Origin of the sequence: Pseudomonas sp. LG1E9 (genome assembly GCF_003290225.1) — a bacterium.
Taxonomy (GTDB): Bacteria; Pseudomonadota; Gammaproteobacteria; order Pseudomonadales; family Pseudomonadaceae; genus Aquipseudomonas; species Aquipseudomonas cyclaminis.
In genome coordinates, this window is record NZ_CP029983.1 from 1,288,916 (window position 1) to 1,308,745 (window position 19,830).

Below are 19,830 nucleotides of genomic sequence, written 5' to 3' on the forward strand. Positions count from 1 at the left end.
GTTGGCAATTTGCCCACGGCATGGTCTAGACTGGCCGCGTTCTTGTCGGGGTGCCTTGTTGGAAGGCTGAGATCGGTAAATACCGGATCCCGTTGAACCTGATCAGGTTAGCGCCTGCGTAGGGAACAAGATTTCTCGTCACCCGGCGAGTCCTCTTGTGCTTCGTCCGGGATGCTGTTCGACAATCGAACAGTCCTCGTGCGCCAAGCACAGCACTGGTTTCAGTGCGTCCATCCGTCACAGGTTCGCTCCGACAAAAATCCACCGCCTGGATAGTTAGAGAGCCCGTGATGACGACAAAACTAAAAAACACTGTGCATTTAAGTGAATCGGCCAAGGTCGACTCCGGCTCTGTGCAGCCGTTTACCCGCTCGCAAAAAATCTACGTGCAGGGCACTCGCCCGGACATTCGTGTGCCGATGCGTGAGATCAGCCTGGACGTGACCCCCACCGATTTCGGCGGTGAAATCAACGCCCCCGTGGTGGTCTATGACACCTCCGGGCCGTACACCGACCCCAATGTGATCATCGACGTGCGCAAAGGCCTGGGCGATGTGCGCTCGCCGTGGATTGAAGTGCGCGGCGACACCGAGCGCCTGTCCGGCCTGAGCTCGCACTTCGGCCAGCAACGGCTCAGCGACGCCGAACTGACCGCATTGCGCTTTGCCCACGTGAAGAACCCGCGCCGCGCCAAGGCCGGTGCCAACGTCACCCAAATGCACTACGCACGCAAAGGCATCATCACCGCCGAGATGGAATACGTCGCCATCCGCGAAAACATGAAGCTTGAAGAGGCCCGCGCCAGTGGCCTGCTGGACCAGCAACACGCTGGCCACAGCTTCGGCGCCAGCGTGCCGAAAATCATTACCCCCGAGTTTGTGCGCGAAGAAATCGCCCGTGGCCGCGCAATCATCCCGGCCAACATCAACCACACCGAGTTGGAGCCGATGATCATCGGTCGCAACTTCCTGGTGAAGATCAACGGCAACATCGGCAACAGCGCCCTGGGTTCGTCCATCGAAGAAGAAGTGGCGAAACTCACCTGGGGCATTCGCTGGGGGTCGGACACCGTGATGGACCTGTCCACCGGCAAGCACATCCACGAAACCCGCGAGTGGATCATCCGCAACTCGCCGGTGCCGATTGGTACCGTGCCGATCTACCAGGCCCTGGAAAAAGTCGGTGGCGCCGCCGAAGACCTGACCTGGGAGCTGTTCCGCGACACCCTGATCGAACAGGCCGAGCAGGGCGTCGACTACTTCACCATCCACGCCGGCGTTTTGCTGCGCTACGTGCCGCTGACTGCCAAGCGCGTCACCGGCATCGTGTCCCGTGGCGGTTCGATCATGGCCAAGTGGTGCCTGGCGCACCATAAAGAGAACTTCACCTACACGTATTTCGACGAAATCTGCGAAATCATGAAGGCCTATGACGTCAGCTTCTCCCTCGGCGACGGCCTGCGCCCTGGCTCGATTGCCGACGCCAATGACGCCGCGCAGTTCGGCGAACTGGAAACCCTCGGTGAACTGACCAAGACCGCCTGGAAGCACGACGTGCAAACCATGATCGAAGGCCCCGGCCACGTGCCGATGCAGTTGATCAAGGAGAACATGGACAAGCAGCTTGAATGCTGCGACGAGGCGCCGTTCTACACCCTCGGCCCGCTGACCACCGACATCGCGCCGGGTTACGACCACATCACCTCCGGTATCGGTGCGGCGATGATCGGCTGGTTCGGCTGCGCCATGCTGTGCTACGTCACGCCCAAGGAGCACCTGGGCCTGCCGAACAAGGATGACGTGAAGACCGGGATCATCACCTACAAGATCGCGGCCCACGCGGCAGACTTGGCAAAAGGTCATCCGGGCGCGCAGATCCGCGACAACGCCTTGAGCAAGGCGCGCTTCGAGTTCCGCTGGGAAGACCAGTTCAACCTCGGCCTGGACCCGGACACCGCACGTTCCTATCACGATGAAACCCTGCCGAAGGACTCGGCCAAGGTCGCGCATTTCTGCTCGATGTGCGGGCCGAAGTTCTGCTCGATGAAAATCACCCAGGAGGTGCGTGAATACGCGGCCAACCAGCGCATTGACGCGGTGGATGTGGATGTGGCCAAGGGGTTGGCGGAGCAGGCGGAGCGGTTCAAGCAGGAAGGGAGTCAGCTGTACAAGAAGGTCTGATCAGATTTTAGGTGCCTGTAAGGGCCTCATCGGGGGCAAGCTCCCTCCCACATTTGAATTGTGAACACTTTCAAAACTGTGGGAGGGGGCTAGCCCCCGATTGCTATCTCCCAAACAACAAATGTTCTTCAGAGATAAAACCCTTGAGCATTCAACCCAGCACCTATTCCCCCGACATCGCGGTGCCTGCTGACAAAAGAGTCTTCGGCGCCCGCGACCTGTTCTCCCTGTGGTTCTCCCTCGGCATCGGCCTGATGGTCCTGCAAACCGGCGCGTTGCTCGCTCCGGGCCTGGGCCTTAGCGGTTCATTGCTGGCCATCTTTCTCGGCACCCTGGTCGGCGTGCTCTTGCTGGCCGCCGTCGGCGTGATCGGCAGCGATACCGGCCTGTCCGCCATGGCCGCGCTCAAGCTCAGCCTCGGCGCCAAGGGCGCAAGCCTGCCGGCGTTGTTGAACCTGCTGCAACTGATCGGCTGGGGCTCGTTCGAAATCATCGTGATGCGCGATGCCGCCAGCCTGCTGGGCACGCGGGCATTCAGCGAGGGCAGCCTGTTGGCCAGTCCTGTGTTGTGGACGCTGTTTTTTGGCGGCCTGGCGACCTTGCTGGCAGTCAGCGGTCCATTGACCTTTGTGCGCCAGATCCTGCGCAAATGGGGCATCTGGCTGCTGCTCGCCGCCTGCGTGTGGCTGACCTGGAACCTGTTTGCCAAGGCCGACCTGGCCGCGTTATGGGCTCAGGCCGGTGACGGTTCGCTGCCATTTGCGGTGGGCTTTGATATTGCCATCGCCATGCCGCTGTCGTGGTTGCCGCTGATTGCCGATTACTCCCGTTTCGGCAAGCGCGCCAAAAGTGTCTTCGGCGGCACCGCGCTGGGATTCTTTATCGGTAATTTCTGGCTGATGAGCCTGGGCGTGGCCTATACCCTGGCGTTCGCGCCAAGCGGCGAAGTGAACGCGCTGCTCCTGGCGTTGGCGGGTGCGGGCCTGGGGATTCCGCTGCTGCTGATCCTGTTGGATGAGTCGGAAAACGCCTTTGCCGATATTCACTCGGCGGCGGTGTCCAGCGGGATTTTGTTGCGCTTGAAAGTCGAGCACCTGGCATTGGCTATCGGGGTGATCTGCACCTTGATCGCCTGTTTTGCGCCGTTGGCCCAGTACCAGAACTTCTTGCTGTTGATCGGCTCGGTGTTCGCGCCGTTGTTCGGTGTGGTGCTGGTGGATCATTTCATCCTGCGCCGTCGTGACCAGGGTGTGGTCACCAGCCTGCGTTGGTCGGCGTTGCTGGCATGGCTGGGTGGCATCGCCACCTACCACTTGTTGGCGAATCTCTACCCGGATGTCGGCGCAACCCTGCCGGCGCTGGTGCTGGCAGGGTTGCTGCAGTTCATCCTGGGTCGCGCCTTCAGCGGCGCGCAGGCACCAGCTCAGGCTTGAGGATGCCTTCCAGGCGCGAGTAGGGAATCTGCAACTCGACATGGCCCAAGGCATACGGCGCGATGGTGGTGGTGGGGTACTTGAGGACCACGCCACCATAGGTCAGCGCCACGTTCGGGGTTTTCTGGAAGGGGTAGGTTTTCACGAACTCCGGTTCCAGGCTCAGGCGGGTGCTGATCAGCCAACTGTTGTGCGCCACCTGGGCGGCTTTCCAGAAGGCGTCTTCCTTGCCCGGCAGTAGCATATCGGTGAGCGACAGCGCTTTTTGCTGCTGGCGCGAATAGTTGATGAACGCACGGCCCGGCTCGCCATGGGTGGCGCCCTGATCCAGGTAGCTGGACAGTTCGATAATCACCAAGCCGTCATGCTGCTCCCGTACCTTGGCCTGCAAATACATGCTGTTGCTGGGCGCCGCGGTTTTCAGGAATTGCTCGCGATAGCTCTCAAGGCTGGTCGGCAGCGGGTTGGCGCCGGTCATTTCCAGCAGGCGCTGTTCAATCAAGGCGTCGAGCTTGGGGTCTTTGGCAAAGTGCACGGTGTCGATATTCACCAACGCGCAATCGGCGCTGGCACAGCCCGGCCGGGTTTGTTCGGTGGTGTCGCGGGTGGCTTCCAGCGGGGTGCGCCAGTTGGGTTGGAACAGGCTTTGGCAGGCGCCGAGGGTCAAGGCGATGCAGGCCACGGAGGCGATTTTTAAAAGCGACATGGATGTCCTTCGTCTATCGATAAGAGCGAAATTGTGCAGCTTCGACTACCTGCAAGGCAGTCAGTTCGCCACTAAGCTGATTAGAGTGAGTTTGACCGCCGCCGTCTATCCCGGCAACCGGAAAGGGGCTGCATCCTAGGGCGCGAGCGCGTTAGGATGGCGCGAATTGCTCAGGCATAACGAGGAAAGGATATGACGGACACAGCAAAATCGACGCCGAGCAAGATTGAGATTGTTCAGCGCGACAATGCCTACAAGGGCTTCTACCAGCTTGATCGCGTGCAACTGCGCCACGAAAAGTTCGATGGCGGCATGAGTCGTGTAATCAACCGCGAAGTTTTCGTCCGTCACGACGCGGTGTGTGTCCTGCCGTACGACCCGCAGCGCGATGAAGTGGTATTGATCGAGCAGTTCCGAGTAGGCGCCATGGGCCGCAGCAACAACCCTTGGCTGGTGGAAATGGTCGCGGGGCTGATCGACAAGGAAGAACAGCCAGAGGAGGTTGCACACCGCGAAGCCGAGGAGGAAGCTGGGCTGACGTTCTCCGCGCTCTGGCCGATCACCAAGTATTTCCCGTCGCCCGGTGGCAGTACCGAGTTTGTGCATTTGTACCTGGGCCGTTGCGACAGCGTCGGTGCCGGTGGTGTCCATGGACTGGAAGAAGAGGCAGAAGATATCCGCGTCACCGTCTGGGCCTTCGAAGATGCCCTGCAAGCGGTACGCGACGGTAAGATTTCCAACGCAGCCAGCATTATCGCCCTGCAATGGCTTGCGCTTAATCGCGCGGAAGTGAGGGGGTTATGGCAGTAAAGGCGCGGGAACGTTATCGAGTCGACCTGATCGGGCTGCAAGCCGCCTGCGAAGCCAACTATGCGCGGTTGATGCGCCTGTTGCCCGACATGCGCCACGCCCCCGAGGCGCGGCGTATCGGCGTTACCCATGGCGACCAGATGCTCGGCGTGCTGGCCCTGGAAGTCATCGTCAACTGCCCGTACACCACCACCCTGCGCGTGCGCCAGGAGCACAGCCTGCCTTGGCTGCCGGTGCCGCAACTGGAAGTGCAGGTCTACCACGACGCCCGTATGGCGGAAGTGATCAGCGCCGAACATGCACGACGCTTTCGCAGCATCTATCCTTACCCCAACGTGTTCATGCACCAGCCCGATGAGAAAGCGCAGCTCAATGTGTTCCTCGGTGAGTGGTTGAGCCATTGCCTGGCCCTGGGCCATGAGTTTGAGGTTGTGCGGTAGATGTGAACTGCGTCTGCTTCCCCGGGTTTCCTCTTTGCGTTCTGCCCCAGCATAATCGCCCCAATTGTCCATTCCTGTGATTGCCTTGGGAGAGCGCCTTGCCGAGCGTATCCACCGTGAACCCCGATGCACCGGTATTGCTGGTGCAACTGTCCGACAGTCATTTGTTTGCCGAGGCCGACGGCACGCTGCTGGGCATGAATACCCGTGACAGCCTGCAGCGCGTGATTGAGTTGGTGTGCCAGCAGCAGTCGCAAATCGACCTGATCGTGGCAACCGGGGACTTGTCCCAGGACGGCACGCTGGAGTCCTATCAGCAATTTCGCGACATGACCGCACCCATCGGCGCCCCTGCGCGCTGGATTCCCGGTAACCACGACGAGCCGCAGATCATGGCGCAGGCCGCTGCGCACAGCGACTTGCTTGAACCGGTGGTGGATGTGGGCAACTGGCGCATCACCCTGCTGGACTCCGCCGTACCTGGCTCGGTGCCAGGCTATCTCCAGGATTCGCAGCTGCAATTGCTCGCCCAGGCCTTGAGTGAAGCTCCCGGTCGTCATCATCTGGTGTGCTTTCACCATCACCCGGTGTCCATCGGCTGTGCCTGGATGGAGCCCATCGGCCTGCGCAACCCCGAGGCGCTGTTTGCCGTGCTGGACCGCTTCCCCCAGGTCAAGGCCGTACTCTGGGGTCATGTGCATCAGGAAATCGACCGTGAGCGCAACGGCGTGCGCCTGCTGGCGTCGCCATCCACTTGCATCCAGTTCGCACCGGGCAGCGAGGACTTCAAGGTCAGCGAGGACGCGCCAGGGTATCGTTGGCTGCGCTTGCATGCCGACGGACGGTTGGAAACTGGTGTAGAGCGGCTGGCCGGCTTCGCGTTTATGGTGGATTACGGTAGCAACGGCTACTGAGATTTACCTGTAAACTGCGCCCTTTTGGCGCAAGCGCGGAGAGCCCGGTATGTCTGCTTCGATCCTGTATATCCACGGTTTCAACAGTGCGCCGGCGTCCAACAAGGCCAGCCAGCTCATCACCGTGATGGACAGCCTCGGCCTGGCCGACCAACTGTGTGTGCCGGCCCTGCATCACCACCCGCGTCAGGCCATTCCTCAGTTGGAGGAGGCCATTGTCCAACTGGGGCGGCCACTGCTGGTCGGCAGCTCACTCGGCGGCTACTATGCAACCCATCTTGCCGAGCGCCATGGCCTCAAGGCGCTGCTGGTCAACCCGGCGGTGAGCCCCCATCGGATGTTCGACGGTTACCTGGGCACCCAGAAGAACCTCTACACCGATGAAACCTGGGAATTGACCCACGACCACGTCACGGCGCTGGCCGAGTTGGAAGTGCCGGCGCCCCAGGACGCGGCGCGTTACCAGGTGTGGTTGCAGACCGGGGATGAAACCCTGGATTATCGCCTCGCCCAGCAGTATTACCGGGCCTGTGCCTTGCGCATCCAGGCCGGTGGCGACCATGGTTACCAAGGGTTCGCCCAGCAATTGCCGGCGCTGCTCAGCTTTGCCGGCATTGGCGCAGATCAGTATCAATCCTTCGATTTTTCGGCACTGTAATTGCCTTGGAAACCGCAGGTTACTTTTTAATCGAACGACTCACGACGAGACCCCATGGCCACTCCCAGCGCTAGCTCTTATAACGCCGACGCCATCGAAGTCCTCTCGGGCCTCGACCCGGTGCGCAAACGCCCCGGCATGTACACCGACACCAGTCGGCCGAACCACCTTGCCCAGGAAGTCATCGACAACAGCGTCGACGAAGCCTTGGCCGGGCACGCCAAGTCGGTGCACGTCATTCTCCACGCTGACCACTCCCTGGAAGTGTCCGACGATGGTCGCGGCATGCCGGTGGACATTCACCCGGAAGAGGGCGTGTCGGGCGTCGAGCTGATCCTCACCAAGCTGCACGCAGGCGGCAAGTTCTCCAACAAGAACTACCAGTTCTCCGGTGGCTTGCACGGTGTGGGTATTTCCGTGGTCAACGCCCTGTCGACGCTGGTGCGGGTCAAGGTCAAGCGCGATGGCAACGAGTACCAGATGACCTTCGCCGATGGCTACAAAGCCACCGACCTGGAAGTGATCGGCACCGTGGGCAAACGCAATACCGGCACCAGCGTGTACTTTGCGCCGGACCCGAAATACTTCGATTCGCCGAAGTTCTCCATCAGCCGCCTCAAGCATGTGCTCAAGGCCAAGGCCGTGTTGTGCCCGGGCCTGCTGGTGACCTTTGAAGACAAAGGCACTGGCGAGAAGGTCGAATGGCACTTTGAGGACGGCCTGCGCTCTTACCTGGAAGATTCCGTCAGCGACTTCGAACGCCTGCCAAACGAGCCGTTCTGCGGCAGCCTGGCCGGTAATAAAGAAGCGGTCGACTGGGCGCTGCTGTGGTTGCCCGAGGGCGGCGACAGTGTGCAGGAAAGCTACGTCAACCTGATCCCCACCGCCCAGGGCGGCACCCACGTCAATGGTTTGCGCCAGGGGCTGCTGGATGCCATGCGCGAATTCTGCGAATACCGCAGCCTGCTGCCGCGTGGTGTAAAGCTGGCGCCGGAAGACGTGTGGGAGCGCATCGCGTTCGTGCTGTCGATGAAGATGCAGGAGCCACAGTTCTCCGGGCAGACCAAAGAGCGTCTGTCGTCCCGTGAGGCGGCAGCATTTGTCTCCGGTGTGGTCAAGGATGCCTTCAGCCTGTGGCTCAACGAGCATCCTGAGCTGGGCCTGGCCCTGGCCGAACTGGCGATCAACAACGCCGGCCGTCGCCTCAAGGCCAGCAAGAAGGTCGAGCGCAAGCGCATCACCCAGGGCCCGGCATTGCCCGGCAAACTGGCCGATTGCGCCGGGCAGGATCCGATGCGTTCCGAGCTGTTCCTGGTGGAAGGTGATTCCGCCGGCGGTTCCGCCAAGCAAGCGCGGGACAAGGAATTCCAGGCGATCCTGCCGTTGCGCGGCAAGATCCTCAACACCTGGGAAGTCGACGGCAGTGAAGTCTTGGCTAGCCAGGAAGTGCACAACATCGCCGTGGCCATTGGTGTCGACCCAGGTTCGGCGGATATCGCCCAACTGCGCTACGGCAAGATCTGCATCCTCGCCGACGCCGACTCCGACGGCCTGCACATCGCTACATTGCTCTGTGCGCTGTTCGTACAGCACTTCCGCCCGCTGGTGGATGCCGGTCACGTCTACGTCGCCATGCCGCCGCTGTATCGCATTGACCTGGGCAAGGAGATTTTCTATGCCCTGGACGAAGCCGAGCGCGACGGCATCCTCGACCGCCTGGTTGCCGAGAAGAAGCGCGGCAAGCCACAGGTCACGCGATTCAAGGGCCTGGGCGAAATGAACCCGCCGCAATTGCGTGAAACCACCATGGACCCGAACACCCGGCGCCTGGTGCAGTTGACCCTGGAAGACTACGCCGGCACTTCGGAAATGATGGACATGCTGCTGGCGAAGAAGCGTGCGCCGGATCGTAAGGCGTGGCTGGAATCCAAAGGCAACCTGGCCGAGGTGCTGGGCTGATGCGCACAGGCGTCGCCCTGGCGATCCTGATGTTGAGCGGGCTGGCGGCCACCCCGGTGGTGGCTGCGCCCGTGGCAGAGCTCAAGCTCGTGTCCGAGCACCCGGTGGACGGCATGCGCGGCGGCAACCTGTCGGGTCTGGCTATGTGCGGCAAGGAGTTGTGGACGGTTTCCGACCGTGACGACGACCAGATCTACCGCCTGGATATCAGCGCGCCGACCTGGCAGGCCGAAACGCTGAAAATCGATGTCCCGCCCGTGCCGGAATCCGGCCTGCCGTGGGGGCTGCGTTCGCGCACCAAGGCTGCTTCGTTCATTCGCGGTGGCGACCTGGATTTTGAAGGAATCAGCTGCGATGCCGCCGGTAATCGCTACATCGTCAGTGAAGCCCATGCGGCGGTGCTGCAGGTGCCGGTCACGGGCGCGCCTGAATGGCTGAAGATTGCCCCAGGCATGGTGCGTGAAGCGCGGGCCAGTGGCATGTTGCTGCACTTCAATGCCTTGTTCGAAGGCTTGGCGGTGAACCCGCAAGGCAATCAGATCTGGTTGGCGGCGGAGCGCGAGCGGCGCGGCTTGATTTCCATCAAGCGCCCGCAAAGCCTGTGGGATTGTGACGGCGCGTGCGTGTTGTTGAGTGAGGCCGGCCAGGAAGTACAGCCGGCCAAGTTCACCGACGCCAAGGCTGTGTCCAAGGATTTCGCTGATCTTTCCCTGTTCAACGGCAAGCTGTTCACCCTGGAGCGCAACGCGTTCCAGATTTGCCGCCGCGATGCGGTCACGGCCAAGGTTGAGCTGTGCTGGTCGTTTGCCGACGAAACCCTGACGCCCGAGCGGCGTTACGCCCAGCCCTATGGCCTGGCTGAAGCCCTGGTGGTGGACGCTGAGGGCGCATGGCTGGGTATCGACAACAACTTCGGCCCCCGCGCCGATGGTGAAAAACGCCCGGTGGTCTATCGTTTTGCCGCCCCGGTCGGCGGCTGGAGTGCCCAGCCGTGAATGATCAAACACTTGAATTGACCCGGCGCAGCGGCATTTCCGCTGCGCCTTACCAAACAATGATGAGGCCCGCATGAGTGACATCCTCGCAGACAGCTTAGACGGCGTAGAGCGCCGGTCGCTGGCTGACTTCACCGAAAATGCCTACCTCAACTACTCCATGTACGTGATCATGGACCGTGCCTTGCCGCATATCGGCGACGGCCTCAAGCCTGTGCAGCGGCGCATCATCTACGCCATGAGCGAGCTGGGCCTGGATGCCGATTCCAAGCACAAGAAGTCGGCGCGTACCGTCGGTGACGTGCTGGGTAAGTTCCACCCCCACGGCGACTCGGCCTGCTATGAAGCCATGGTGCTGATGGCGCAGCCGTTCAGCTACCGCTACACGCTGGTAGATGGTCAGGGTAACTGGGGCGCGCCGGATGATCCCAAGTCCTTCGCCGCCATGCGTTACACCGAAGCGCGTTTGTCGCGTTACTCGGAAGTGCTGCTCAGCGAACTCGGCCAGGGCACTGCGGATTGGGGCCCGAACTTTGACGGCACTCTGGACGAGCCTCTGGTGTTGCCTGCACGTTTGCCGAATATCCTGCTCAATGGCACCACCGGTATTGCGGTTGGCATGGCCACCGACGTACCGCCGCACAACCTGCGGGAAGTCGCCACGGCTTGCGTGCGTTTGCTGGATGAGCCAAAAGCTACGGTCGAGCAGCTCTGCGAGCATATCCAGGGTCCGGATTACCCGACCGAAGCGGAAATCATCACGCCGCGTGCCGACCTGCTGAAGATGTACGAAACCGGCAAGGGCTCGGTGCGCATGCGCGCCGTCTACCACATCGAGGACGGCGACATTATTGTCACCGCGCTGCCGCACCAGGTGTCCGGCGCCAAGGTGCTGGAGCAGATCGCCGCGCTGATGCAGGCCAAACCGTCGAAACTGCCTCAGGTCGCCGACCTGCGTGATGAGTCCGACCACGAAAACCCATGCCGCATCGTGATCATTCCGACCAACAGCCGGGTCGATCACGAAGTGCTGATGCAGCACCTGTTCGCCAGCACGGACCTTGAGTCCAGCTACCGGGTCAACGTCAACATCATTGGCCTGGACGGCAAGCCACAGCTGAAAAACCTGCGCAACCTGCTGGTGGAGTGGCTGGAGTTCCGGGTACAGACCGTTCGTCGCCGCCTGCAATTCCGCCTGGACAAGGTCGAACGCCGCCTGCACCTGTTGGATGGCTTGCTGATCGCCTATCTCAACCTGGATGAAGTGATCCACATCATCCGTACCGCCGAGCACCCGAAAGCCGAGTTGATTGCGCGCTTCGAGCTGAGCGAGATCCAGGCTGACTACATCCTCGACACCCGCTTGCGTCAATTGGCGCGACTGGAAGAGATGAAGCTACGTGACGAACAGGACGCGTTGCTCAAGGAACAAGCCAAGCTGCAAGCCCTGCTGGGCAGCGAAGCCAAGCTGAAAAAGCTGGTGCGCAGCGAGCTGATCAAAGACGCCGAAACCTATGGCGATGACCGTCGTTCGCCAATCGTGCAGCGCGCTGAAGCCAAGGCGCTGACAGAAACCGAACTGCTGCCTAACGAGAAAATTACCGTCGTTCTGTCGGAAAAGGGTTGGGTTCGTTCAGCCAAAGGGCATGATATTGACGCCACTGGCCTGTCTTACAAAGCGGGTGATGGCTTTAAAACCGCCGCAGCCGGGCGTTCCAACCAGTTTGCGGTGTTTATCGACTCCACGGGGCGCAGCTATTCGGTGCCGGCGCACACCTTGCCTTCCGCGCGGGGGCAGGGCGAGCCGTTGACCGGGCGTCTGACGCCGCCGCCAGGGGCGAATTTTGAATGCGTGCTGCTGCCGGATGATGACTCGCTGTATGTCATTGCCTCCGACGCCGGTTACGGGTTTGTGGTCAAGGGTGAAGACCTGCAGGCCAAGAACAAGGCGGGCAAGGCGCTGTTGAGCCTGCCGAACAACGCCAAGGTGATCTTGCCGCGGCCGGTGGATGACCGTGAGAGCAATTGGCTGGCGTCGGTGACTACCGAAGGGCGCTTGCTGGTGTTCAAGATCAGCGATCTGCCGCAACTGGGCAAAGGCAAGGGCAACAAGATTATTGGTATTCCAGGGGAGCGGGTGGCCAGTCGCGAAGAGTACGTGACCGACATCGCAGTGATCCCGGAGGGCGCTACTTTGGTACTTCAGGCCGGTAAACGCACGCTGTCGCTGCGTCCCGATGACCTTGAGCACTACAAGGGCGAGCGTGGCCGGCGTGGTAATAAACTGCCGCGAGGTTTCCAGCGGGTAGACGCATTGCTGGTGGAAACGCCCGTTTAAGGCGTACTAGAGCCCTCGATCTACGATTTAAAGCGTAGATCGACGCTTTGGCGCTGGAGTCACGGCGCATATTCACGGATGATATGGCCTTTCCAGCGCCGGCGTGGCCGAGCGTGTTTAGGTTATTTTTAGTATTACATTGTGGTTCGCCTTGTGGCAGCCACCTGGATGGGATGATGACTGCTCCACGCCTTCCTCTATTTTTGATGCTCGCTGGCCTTTTGGGGCTGGCGGGTTGCAGCACACACCAACCGGTGTCGCTGTACCAGCTGGACAGCGGAAGTCCGGCGCAACCCGCACAAAGTGCGGGTATGGCGGTTCTGCTGGGCCCGGTGGTTGTCGCCGACTACCTGCAACGCGAAACCCTGCTGCAACGTCAGAACGACGGCAGCCTGCAAGGTTCCACCGATGGTCGTTGGGCGGGCAGTTTGTCGTCCGACATCAACCAGCTGATGCTGCGCCAGGTAGCCGGTCATCTGGACAGCCAGCGTGTGGTCCTCTCACCTGCGCCCGCCGGTTTTTCGCCGGATGTGCAGGTTTTACTGACCATTACGCGGCTGGATTCAGGGACTTCGCAACCGGCGATCCTCGATGCGCAGTGGCGCTTGATCGACCGTCGTGGCCAGGTGCGCGACAGCCGCATCGTGCATTTGCAGGAGCAGCACGCCGGTACTACCGCGTCGCAGGTCCAGGCCCAGGGCGTGTTGTTGCAGAACCTGGCGCAGCAGTTGTCGGTGGCCCTCAAGCCATTGGCCAACCAGCCGCCGATTGCCGAGGCGCCGCGCAAGCAAGCCCCGGCGGTGCAGGCCAGGCCAGCAGAACCGCAGAAGCCTAAAATGCCGATGGCTACGCCGATCCGTACGGATATGGAAGTGTTCAGGTTCTGATCTGAATCGCACAAATAAAAAGGCCCGCTCATTCAGCGGGCCTTTTTATTTGTGTGCGATTAAATGTGGGAGGGGTGCTTGCCCCCGATGGCTGAGTATCAGTTGGCACATCATTAACTGAACCACCGCTATCGGGGGCAAGCCCCCCCCACATTAGCCCTGCAGTGTTCTTCAGGGCTTGCGGGTCTCGTGCATCCGCGCCAATTGGCGTTCCAGCATCGACGGGTACGGCTCCATCAGCCGCTCCACACAGCTTGCGCCTTCAGGGCTCGCAATTGGGCGGATGCGGGCGCGTTGGCGGATCAGCGTGTCCTCACTGATCTTGCGCTCCACCAGCAGCAGGTTGCGGCTGTGTTGCGACAGGGCCAGGGCGTCCTGGGCGATCTCGGTCAGCAGCAGATCGATCTGGCTCATGCCGAACAGGTCGTCACCTACCGTCAAGCCAAGTTGCAGTTGCAGGGTGATGCCACTGTCCGCCACTTCGATCTGCAGGGCATGGCCCAGGGCGCGCAGCAACTCGCCGCAGCAGATGGCGTTGGTCAGGTAGTCTTCGCCGCTGTCTTCGCTGTGGAACAGCATCAGCGTACTGCCATCGTTCAGGGTGTGCAGTTCGCTCTGGTACAGCGAGGCGGCCTGGTCGAGGCAATCGCGATAACGTTCCAGCAATTCGGTCAGGCGTGCGCGGGGCAGGCGGCGCAGTTGGTCCTGGGCACCGAGTTGCACGGCCAGTACGGCGCTGTGCTGGGGCTCGGTGTTCCTTGCCGGTACCGGCTTGGGCGCGATGGCCGGGCTGCTGACCGAGGTGTCGCGCAGGTCGGCGAAGGGGTCTTCGTCGTCCAGCTCGTCTTCTTCGGCCTGGATTACCTTGCGTGTAGCGGGTTTGAGACCTGCCACCGGCGCGCTTTCATCGAAGCCTGGATCTCGCAGGTTGCGCACTTCAAACTCTGGCTCGTCGTCGTAATCGGTGTCGTCGAACTCAGGTTCCGGCTCAGCCTTGGGCGCTGGCTCCGGCGCGAAGCTGGCGTGCAATTGGCGGGCGAGGTCACCGATCTCATCCTGGCGGTCGGTGGCCGGGGTGTGTTCGTCGATATCCCGCAGCCAGATGCGCAGTTGCATCAAGGGCGTGGAGATATGCCGGCCCAGGCGCAGGCTCAAGGCCAGTGCCAGTGCCAGCAGGATCGCGCTGAGGATGCCCATGCTTTGCAGGCTGATGGTCATCGGCTGCTGGAATTGCTGCATGTCCAGGCTGATGCGCAGTTGGCCGGCCTTCACATCCTGGAATGTAATGTTGCTCTGGTACAGACCTTCGGCTTCACCCAGCAGGCCGTTTTTCGGGCGCTGCCCGGCTTCGGCCATGATGCGGTTGTCCACGCTGTAGATCGCGGCGTGGGCCACCAGCGGGTTTTTGGTCAGGTTGTTGAGCAGCACGTTGAGGCTGAGGATGTCGTTGGACACCAACAGCTCAGTCGCCGAGGTGGCGGTCTGGGTGGTCAGGCTCTCGCCCAGGGCGTCGGCTTGCTCGTGCATGGCCTGTTTGAACTGCAAACCCATCACACAGGCATAGATCACCAGGGCCAGGGCGACCAGGATCACGTTATGGCTGGCGATGCGTAATGCGATCGGTACACGGCGGTGGCGCAGTGCCCGGAAGATCAGCAGGAAGAAGTTATCGGTTTTTACTGGCGTGGGCCGGTTCACTTGCGCTCGGCTCTCGGTCCGTGAAGTTGACGCGCAGTATAGCGACAGGCCCAAGACCGGCAAAGCGCTGGCTGTGCCCGATGGTCACTGAAAGTGGGTAGAATGCGGTTTTTTTCCAGCCTGGGGGTGCGCCTTGCGCGAAATTGTCCTGATTAACATCACTGGCGAAGACCGTCCGGGTCTTACCGCTGCCATTACCGGTGTGCTGGCCCAGGGTGGTGTGAACATTCTCGACATCGGCCAGGCGGTGATCCACGACACCCTGTCGTTCGGCATCCTGGTGGAAATCCCTAGCACCGAGCAGGCCTCGTCAGTGCTCAAGGACATCCTCTTTACCGCGTACAAGCTCGACCAACAGGTGCGTTTCACCCCGGTATCCGAAGAGGATTACCGGCACTGGGTGGCCGGCCAGGGCAAGAAGCGCCATATCGTCACGTTGCTGACCCGTAAGGTCACCGCCGAACAACTGCAGCGCGTCAGCTCGATCACGGCGCAGTACGGCCTTAATATCGACCATATCGACCGTCTGTCGGGCCGCATGCCCCTGGACACGCCTGCTGACCAAGGCAAGGGCTGCATCGAGTTCTCCGTGCGCGGCGAACCGGCCGATCCGCAGGCCCTGCGCGCCGAATTCCTCAGCGTGGCCCAGGAGCTGAATGTCGACATCGCCTTCCAGGAAGACTCGCTGTTCCGTCGCAACCGTCGCCTGGCGGTGTTCGACATGGACTCCACGCTGATCGAAGCGGAAGTCATCGACGAACTGGCCAAGGCCGCGGGCGTGGGTGAGCAGGTTTCGGCGATCACCGAGCGCGCCATGGCCGGGGAGCTGGACTTTCGCGCCAGTTTCAAAGAACGTCTGGCGCTGCTCAAAGGCCTGGATGTCAGCGTGCTGGACTCTATCGGTGCCTCGCTACGCCTGACTGAAGGCGCCGAAACCCTGTTCGCCGAACTCAAGCGCCTGGGCTACAAGACTGCAATCCTGTCCGGCGGCTTCACCTACTTCGCCAAGCAATTGCAGGCCAAGTTGGGCATCGACTATGTGTTCGCCAATGAGCTGGAAGTGGTGGATGGCAAGGTGACGGGCGTGGCGGTGGAGCCGATTGTCGACGCACAGCGCAAAGCGGATCTGCTGAAGGAGTTGGCCCACAAGGAAGGCTTGCGTCTGGAGCAGACCATTGCGGTCGGCGACGGCGCGAATGACTTGCCGATGCTGGCGATTGCCGGCTTGGGTGTAGCGTTCCGTGCCAAGCCGTTGGTCAAGCAATCGGCCAAGCAGGCGATTTCGACGTTGGGGTTGGATGGCGTGCTGTATCTGCTGGGCTTTCGCGACCGCGACGGTCAGCTGTAAATGAGTGTGGGAGGGGGATTGCCCCCTCCCACATTGGATCTTTACAGCTCTGGAATTACGCTTTCGGCAGTGCGATGCCTTGACCCATCTGCACAGGCGAACCCGCCAGCAGTTCTTCAGACCACTTAACCTGATCCGGCCCGAACAGCACGATCGCGGTCGAACCCAGCTTGAAGCGGCCTAGCTCCGCGCCTTTCTCCAGGTGAATCGGCGCACGTGCGGCTTCGTCGTAGCGGAAGGTTTTCAGCTCGCGCTTCGGTGGTGTTACCAGGCCAGCCCATACGGTTTCAATCGACGCGACGATCATCGCACCCACCAACACCACGGCCATCGGACCACGCTCGGTGTCGAAGATGCAGGCAACGCGCTCGTTACGCGCAAACAGCTCCGGCACATTTTCGGCGGTGGTCTGGTTGACCGAGAAGATGCGGCCCGGAATATAGACCATTTCCCGCAGGGTGCCGGCCAGTGGCATGTGCACGCGGTGGTAGTCCTTGGGTGATAGATAAACTGTCGCAAAATCCCCGCCCATGAACGGTGCTGCTACAGCCGCATCACCACCCAGCAACTCCAGCACGCTGAAGCTATGGCCTTTAGCCTGGAACACACGACCATGTTCAATCGGTCCGAGCTGGCTGACCGCACCGTCGGCCGGGCTGAGCACCGCGCCTGGAGTTGGGTCCAGTGGGCGCGCGCCATCCTTGAGGGCGCGGGTGAAGAAGGCGTTGAAGTGCTCGTAGGCGGTCACGTCTTCAACCAACGCTTGAGACATATCCACTTGGTAGCGCTTGGCGAACCAGCTAGTGAATGCATTCTTGAACCAACGCACGCGGCACTCGGCAATGCAGCCCGCCAGTCGCGACAGCAGGTGGTGCGGCAGCAAGTACTGGCTGAGGATAAACAACTGCTTTTTCATAACTGTCCTTAAACCTTAAATCTCAACGGGGGTGTCGGGGTGGTTGCCCCATTCGCCCCAGGAACCGGCATAACCTTTGACTCGCGGATAACCGAGCGCCTTGGCCACCAGGTAGGTGAAGCCAGAGCGGTGGTGAGTCTGGCAGTGGGTGATGATTTCTTTATCTTTCGTCAGCCCGAGGTCTTCGAGGATTTGCGGCATGTCGCGGCGGATACGCAGGTTGCGTGCCTTGTCCATGCCGGCGGTCCACTCGAAATTCACCGCGCCGGGGATGTGCCCGCCTTTGGCGGCAAGCACCTTTTCACCGGAGTACTCCAGCGGGCCGCGTGCGTCCCAGATGCCCAGGTCGGCCGCGCCGAGACGGCTTTGCAGGTATTCGCGGGTCGCGGTGGGGCCGTCGTGCAACGTGAGGCTGACCGGGCCGCCGATCGGAGCTGGGACATCAGTGGAAACAGGGTGCTTATCTTCCAGCCACGCCAGCAGGCCGCCATCGAGGTAGTGATATTTCTGGTGGCCGATCACGTCGAGCAGCCAGATAAAACGCCCGGCCCAGCCGCCGCCTTCGTCGTCGTACACCACGTAGGTGGCGTCGGGCGTGTGGCCCAGTTCGCCGAAGAGTTTTTCCAGGTCGGCTTTATTGGGCAGCAGGCCGGGTGCCGGCGGCTGGCCCAGTTGGGTGCGCTTGGGGTCAACGAAATGCGCGCCGGGGATATGCCCTTCGGCGTAGCGGGCGGCGCTGGTGAGGTCCACCAGAATCAGGTGCTCGGCATCCAGTCTGCCGAGCAGGTCGCTGGATTCGATCACCAGCGGCAAGCCAGAGAAGTCAGGCATGTGAGGTCTCCTGGGCACAAATGTTGGCGATAAAGGACGGCGATTGTAGCGCAAGCATCAGGCGCTGCGGTTGGTAAAGCTGTGCAGGGCTTTCTCGATGCATTGGGCGGTTTTGCCGAAGGCCTGCACGGTGGTTTCCGAGAACGGCCCGCCGCCCTGGTCGGCGACCATCACCATCACCACGCGGCCATTGCAGCTCATCGAGCGCAACAGCAGGTGTTCACCGGTGAACAGGCGGCGCAGGATCGGCGGCAGCAAGGCCGAGAACTGCGCGTGGTTGTCCGGCGTCAGGCGCACTTGGGCGGATTTTTCCAGCAGGCGTTGCAGCAGCGTGCTGTTGACCACATCAAGGCTCAGGTTGGCGGCGTCTTTGGGCAGGCCGTCGGCCTGGTGTACACGCAAGGTGCTCAGGGCGCGATCGGCCATGAACAACAGGACACGCTGCATGCCACTGGCCACCAGGGCTTCCTTGGCGCAGGTGGTCAAATGCATGGCATTGGCAAAGCGGCTCGGCTCTACGAGCAGTTCGGTGCAGCGGTTGCGCCAAACGGCCAGGGCCTCGGCAGTCGGTGGCGGCGCCGGCAGCAGGCCGCGATGGATCTTCTGTACGTGCCACGGCCAGATCAGCGACAGCGCCGGGTGCCAGAGGTCGGGCATCAGGGCGGTGCGGGCGCTGGTCACGGCTTGTTGATGAGAGTGTTGCTGCACCTCTGCCAAGGGCTGTTGCAGGTACAGGGCGGTGAGGTATTGCCAGCGTTGGGTGTGCGGGCAGGTCCAGGACTCCTGGGCCGACATCGCCAGGCCATTGGCCAGCAGCACGGTATTGGCCGGCTGGTTCAGCCAGCGACGCAGATTGGGTTCGGCGTCGAGCAATTGCTGGTGGCGCAACGGGTCGTCTTCGCGGGCGATATGCAGCGCCTTGACCAGCAAACGTTGTTCGCGCAGCAACAGGGTATAGCCCTGGGATACCCAGATCGGCAGGTGCCAGGCTTCGGTCAGGCCCAGGCACAGGTCCAGCAGGCGTACGCCGAACAGTTCCTGCTCGACCTTGCGTGCAGGCTCGCCTTTGTGGATGACGCGCAGTTCCCACTCTTCAAGCAGTTTGGGGTAGGCAACGGCCATCGGCCACAGCGGCGACAGAAACAGCAGGCTGCCCCAGTGAATGTCCTGCCAGAGCCGCGCCAGGCGGCTGCCGAACAAGCCGTTGGCCTGCTGCGACGCGTGCTGGCTCACCAGCAGCAGCTGGCGCAATGCCACGGGAATCTCTTGAGCGGGCAACGAGGGCAGGCGTGCGAGCAGTTCTTCGGCGCGCTTGAGGCCCAGGCGGTTAAGCGCCACTTCAAGGTTTTCCGCCGGTTCCGCCAGGCTGCCATGGGTGTGGCTGTTGGCCTCGCGCATCACGCTGAGCACCAGGGCGGGGCTGTTCTGCATCAGTTCGGCAATATCTCGCAACGAACTGCGACTGTCGCGGATGGCTTTGCACACTCGGTCATGGCTGGCCTGAGGAACGGGCAGCAGTACGTCGTCCAGACGCTTGATCCAAGCGGCGAGAGAGGAGGGTCTTACAGATGGGACTGTCGTTTCATTAGCCATGATTGGGGCGCGATCATCACTTGCGGTCAACACGCCCGGAGCGGGCCGAACTGGCTTTTCGCCTTAACGGGCTATAGTCTGGCGCAGTTTTGCCGATAAGAGGAACAAGAGTTTTCCAGTTCCC

At 61.5% G+C, this 19,830-nt stretch carries 16 protein-coding genes and 1 riboswitch; of the genes, 11 read left to right on the forward strand and 5 right to left on the reverse strand.

All coding sequences use genetic code 11. From position 1 onward, the window contains the following. The first annotated feature begins 36 nt into the window (after positions 1 to 36). Positions 37 to 142, forward strand: a riboswitch (TPP riboswitch). Positions 143 to 290: 148 nt separating this feature from the next. Continuing rightward, positions 291 to 2,180: a phosphomethylpyrimidine synthase ThiC gene (thiC, locus tag DNK50_RS06075; protein WP_112193108.1), complete on the forward strand. Its 1,890-nt coding sequence runs from the start codon at positions 291 to 293 to the stop codon at positions 2,178 to 2,180. Positions 2,181 to 2,323: 143 nt separating this feature from the next. Then, positions 2,324 to 3,613 (forward strand): putative hydroxymethylpyrimidine transporter CytX, encoded by a 1,290-nt coding sequence (gene cytX / locus DNK50_RS06080; protein ID WP_112193109.1) that lies wholly within the window; start codon positions 2,324 to 2,326, stop codon positions 3,611 to 3,613. Here cytX and DNK50_RS06085 read toward each other — a convergent pair. After that, a complete protein-coding gene (locus DNK50_RS06085; RefSeq protein WP_099583697.1) occupies positions 3,582 to 4,319 on the reverse strand; it encodes an RsiV family protein in 738 nt (245 codons plus the stop codon). The two genes, cytX and DNK50_RS06085, sit on opposite strands and share 32 nt — an antisense overlap. 192 nt (positions 4,320 to 4,511) lie before the next feature. Between DNK50_RS06085 and DNK50_RS06090 the strand changes: the two genes are divergently transcribed. The 8 genes from DNK50_RS06090 to DNK50_RS06125 all read left to right on the forward strand — a co-directional run bounded on the left by DNK50_RS06090 (position 4,512) and on the right by DNK50_RS06125 (position 13,320). Then, the gene (locus tag DNK50_RS06090; RefSeq protein ID WP_099583696.1) at positions 4,512 to 5,129 is read left to right on the forward strand and encodes an NUDIX domain-containing protein; all 618 of its coding nucleotides are present in this window, start codon (positions 4,512 to 4,514) and stop codon (positions 5,127 to 5,129) included. Then, positions 5,120 to 5,569 carry a DUF1249 domain-containing protein gene (locus DNK50_RS06095; RefSeq protein WP_003171323.1) on the forward strand — a complete coding sequence of 150 codons (450 nt, stop codon included), beginning with the start codon at positions 5,120 to 5,122 and terminating at the stop codon, positions 5,567 to 5,569. Before DNK50_RS06090 ends, DNK50_RS06095 begins: the two co-directional genes overlap by 10 nt. A 98-nt stretch (positions 5,570 to 5,667) precedes the next feature. Beyond that, complete coding sequence (gene cpdA, locus DNK50_RS06100) at positions 5,668 to 6,483, forward strand: 3',5'-cyclic-AMP phosphodiesterase (RefSeq protein WP_112193110.1); 816 nt, start codon at positions 5,668 to 5,670, stop codon at positions 6,481 to 6,483. 49 nt (positions 6,484 to 6,532) lie between these two features. After that, the gene (locus tag DNK50_RS06105) at positions 6,533 to 7,141 is read left to right on the forward strand and encodes a YqiA/YcfP family alpha/beta fold hydrolase (RefSeq protein WP_112193111.1); all 609 of its coding nucleotides are present in this window, start codon (positions 6,533 to 6,535) and stop codon (positions 7,139 to 7,141) included. A 54-nt stretch (positions 7,142 to 7,195) separates the two neighbouring features. Further along, a complete protein-coding gene (gene parE / locus DNK50_RS06110) occupies positions 7,196 to 9,100 on the forward strand; it encodes a DNA topoisomerase IV subunit B (RefSeq protein ID WP_099583693.1) in 1,905 nt (634 codons plus the stop codon). Then, positions 9,100 to 10,095, forward strand: coding sequence for an esterase-like activity of phytase family protein (locus tag DNK50_RS06115; protein WP_099583692.1), 996 nt, complete (start codon positions 9,100 to 9,102; stop codon positions 10,093 to 10,095). Before parE ends, DNK50_RS06115 begins: the two co-directional genes overlap by 1 nt. A 73-nt stretch (positions 10,096 to 10,168) precedes the next feature. Continuing rightward, a complete protein-coding gene (gene parC, locus DNK50_RS06120) occupies positions 10,169 to 12,433 on the forward strand; it encodes a DNA topoisomerase IV subunit A (RefSeq protein ID WP_112193112.1) in 2,265 nt (754 codons plus the stop codon). Between the two features lie 176 nt (positions 12,434 to 12,609). Beyond that, entirely contained in the window at positions 12,610 to 13,320 is a 711-nt protein-coding gene (locus tag DNK50_RS06125; protein ID WP_177411506.1) for a membrane integrity-associated transporter subunit PqiC, read from the forward strand. Positions 13,321 to 13,491: 171 nt separating this feature from the next. On the opposite strand, the gene DNK50_RS06130 is transcribed toward DNK50_RS06125, so the two are convergent. Further along, entirely contained in the window at positions 13,492 to 15,018 is a 1,527-nt protein-coding gene (locus DNK50_RS06130) for an AhpA/YtjB family protein (protein ID WP_099583689.1), read from the reverse strand. 133 nt (positions 15,019 to 15,151) lie between these two features. Here DNK50_RS06130 and serB point away from each other — a divergent pair, with 133 nt between their 5' ends. Further along, positions 15,152 to 16,366, forward strand: a complete 1,215-nt coding sequence (gene serB / locus DNK50_RS06135; protein WP_099583688.1) for a phosphoserine phosphatase SerB — start codon at positions 15,152 to 15,154, stop codon at positions 16,364 to 16,366. 55 nt (positions 16,367 to 16,421) lie between these two features. Here the strand turns inward: serB and asd are convergent, their stop codons facing one another. From asd to DNK50_RS06150, 3 genes are read right to left on the reverse strand one after another with little or no spacing between them, the layout of a single operon-like run. Continuing rightward, the gene (gene asd, locus DNK50_RS06140) at positions 16,422 to 17,282 is read right to left on the reverse strand and encodes an archaetidylserine decarboxylase (RefSeq protein ID WP_112193114.1); all 861 of its coding nucleotides are present in this window, start codon (positions 17,280 to 17,282) and stop codon (positions 16,422 to 16,424) included. Positions 17,283 to 17,297: 15 nt separating this feature from the next. Then, on the reverse strand, positions 17,298 to 18,113 hold the full coding sequence (rhdA, locus tag DNK50_RS06145; protein WP_112193115.1) for a thiosulfate sulfurtransferase: 816 nt from the start codon (positions 18,111 to 18,113) through the stop codon (positions 17,298 to 17,300). 57 nt (positions 18,114 to 18,170) lie between these two features. Continuing rightward, complete coding sequence (locus DNK50_RS06150) at positions 18,171 to 19,706, reverse strand: HDOD domain-containing protein (RefSeq protein WP_099583888.1); 1,536 nt, start codon at positions 19,704 to 19,706, stop codon at positions 18,171 to 18,173. Between the last annotated feature and the right edge of the window lie 124 nt (positions 19,707 to 19,830).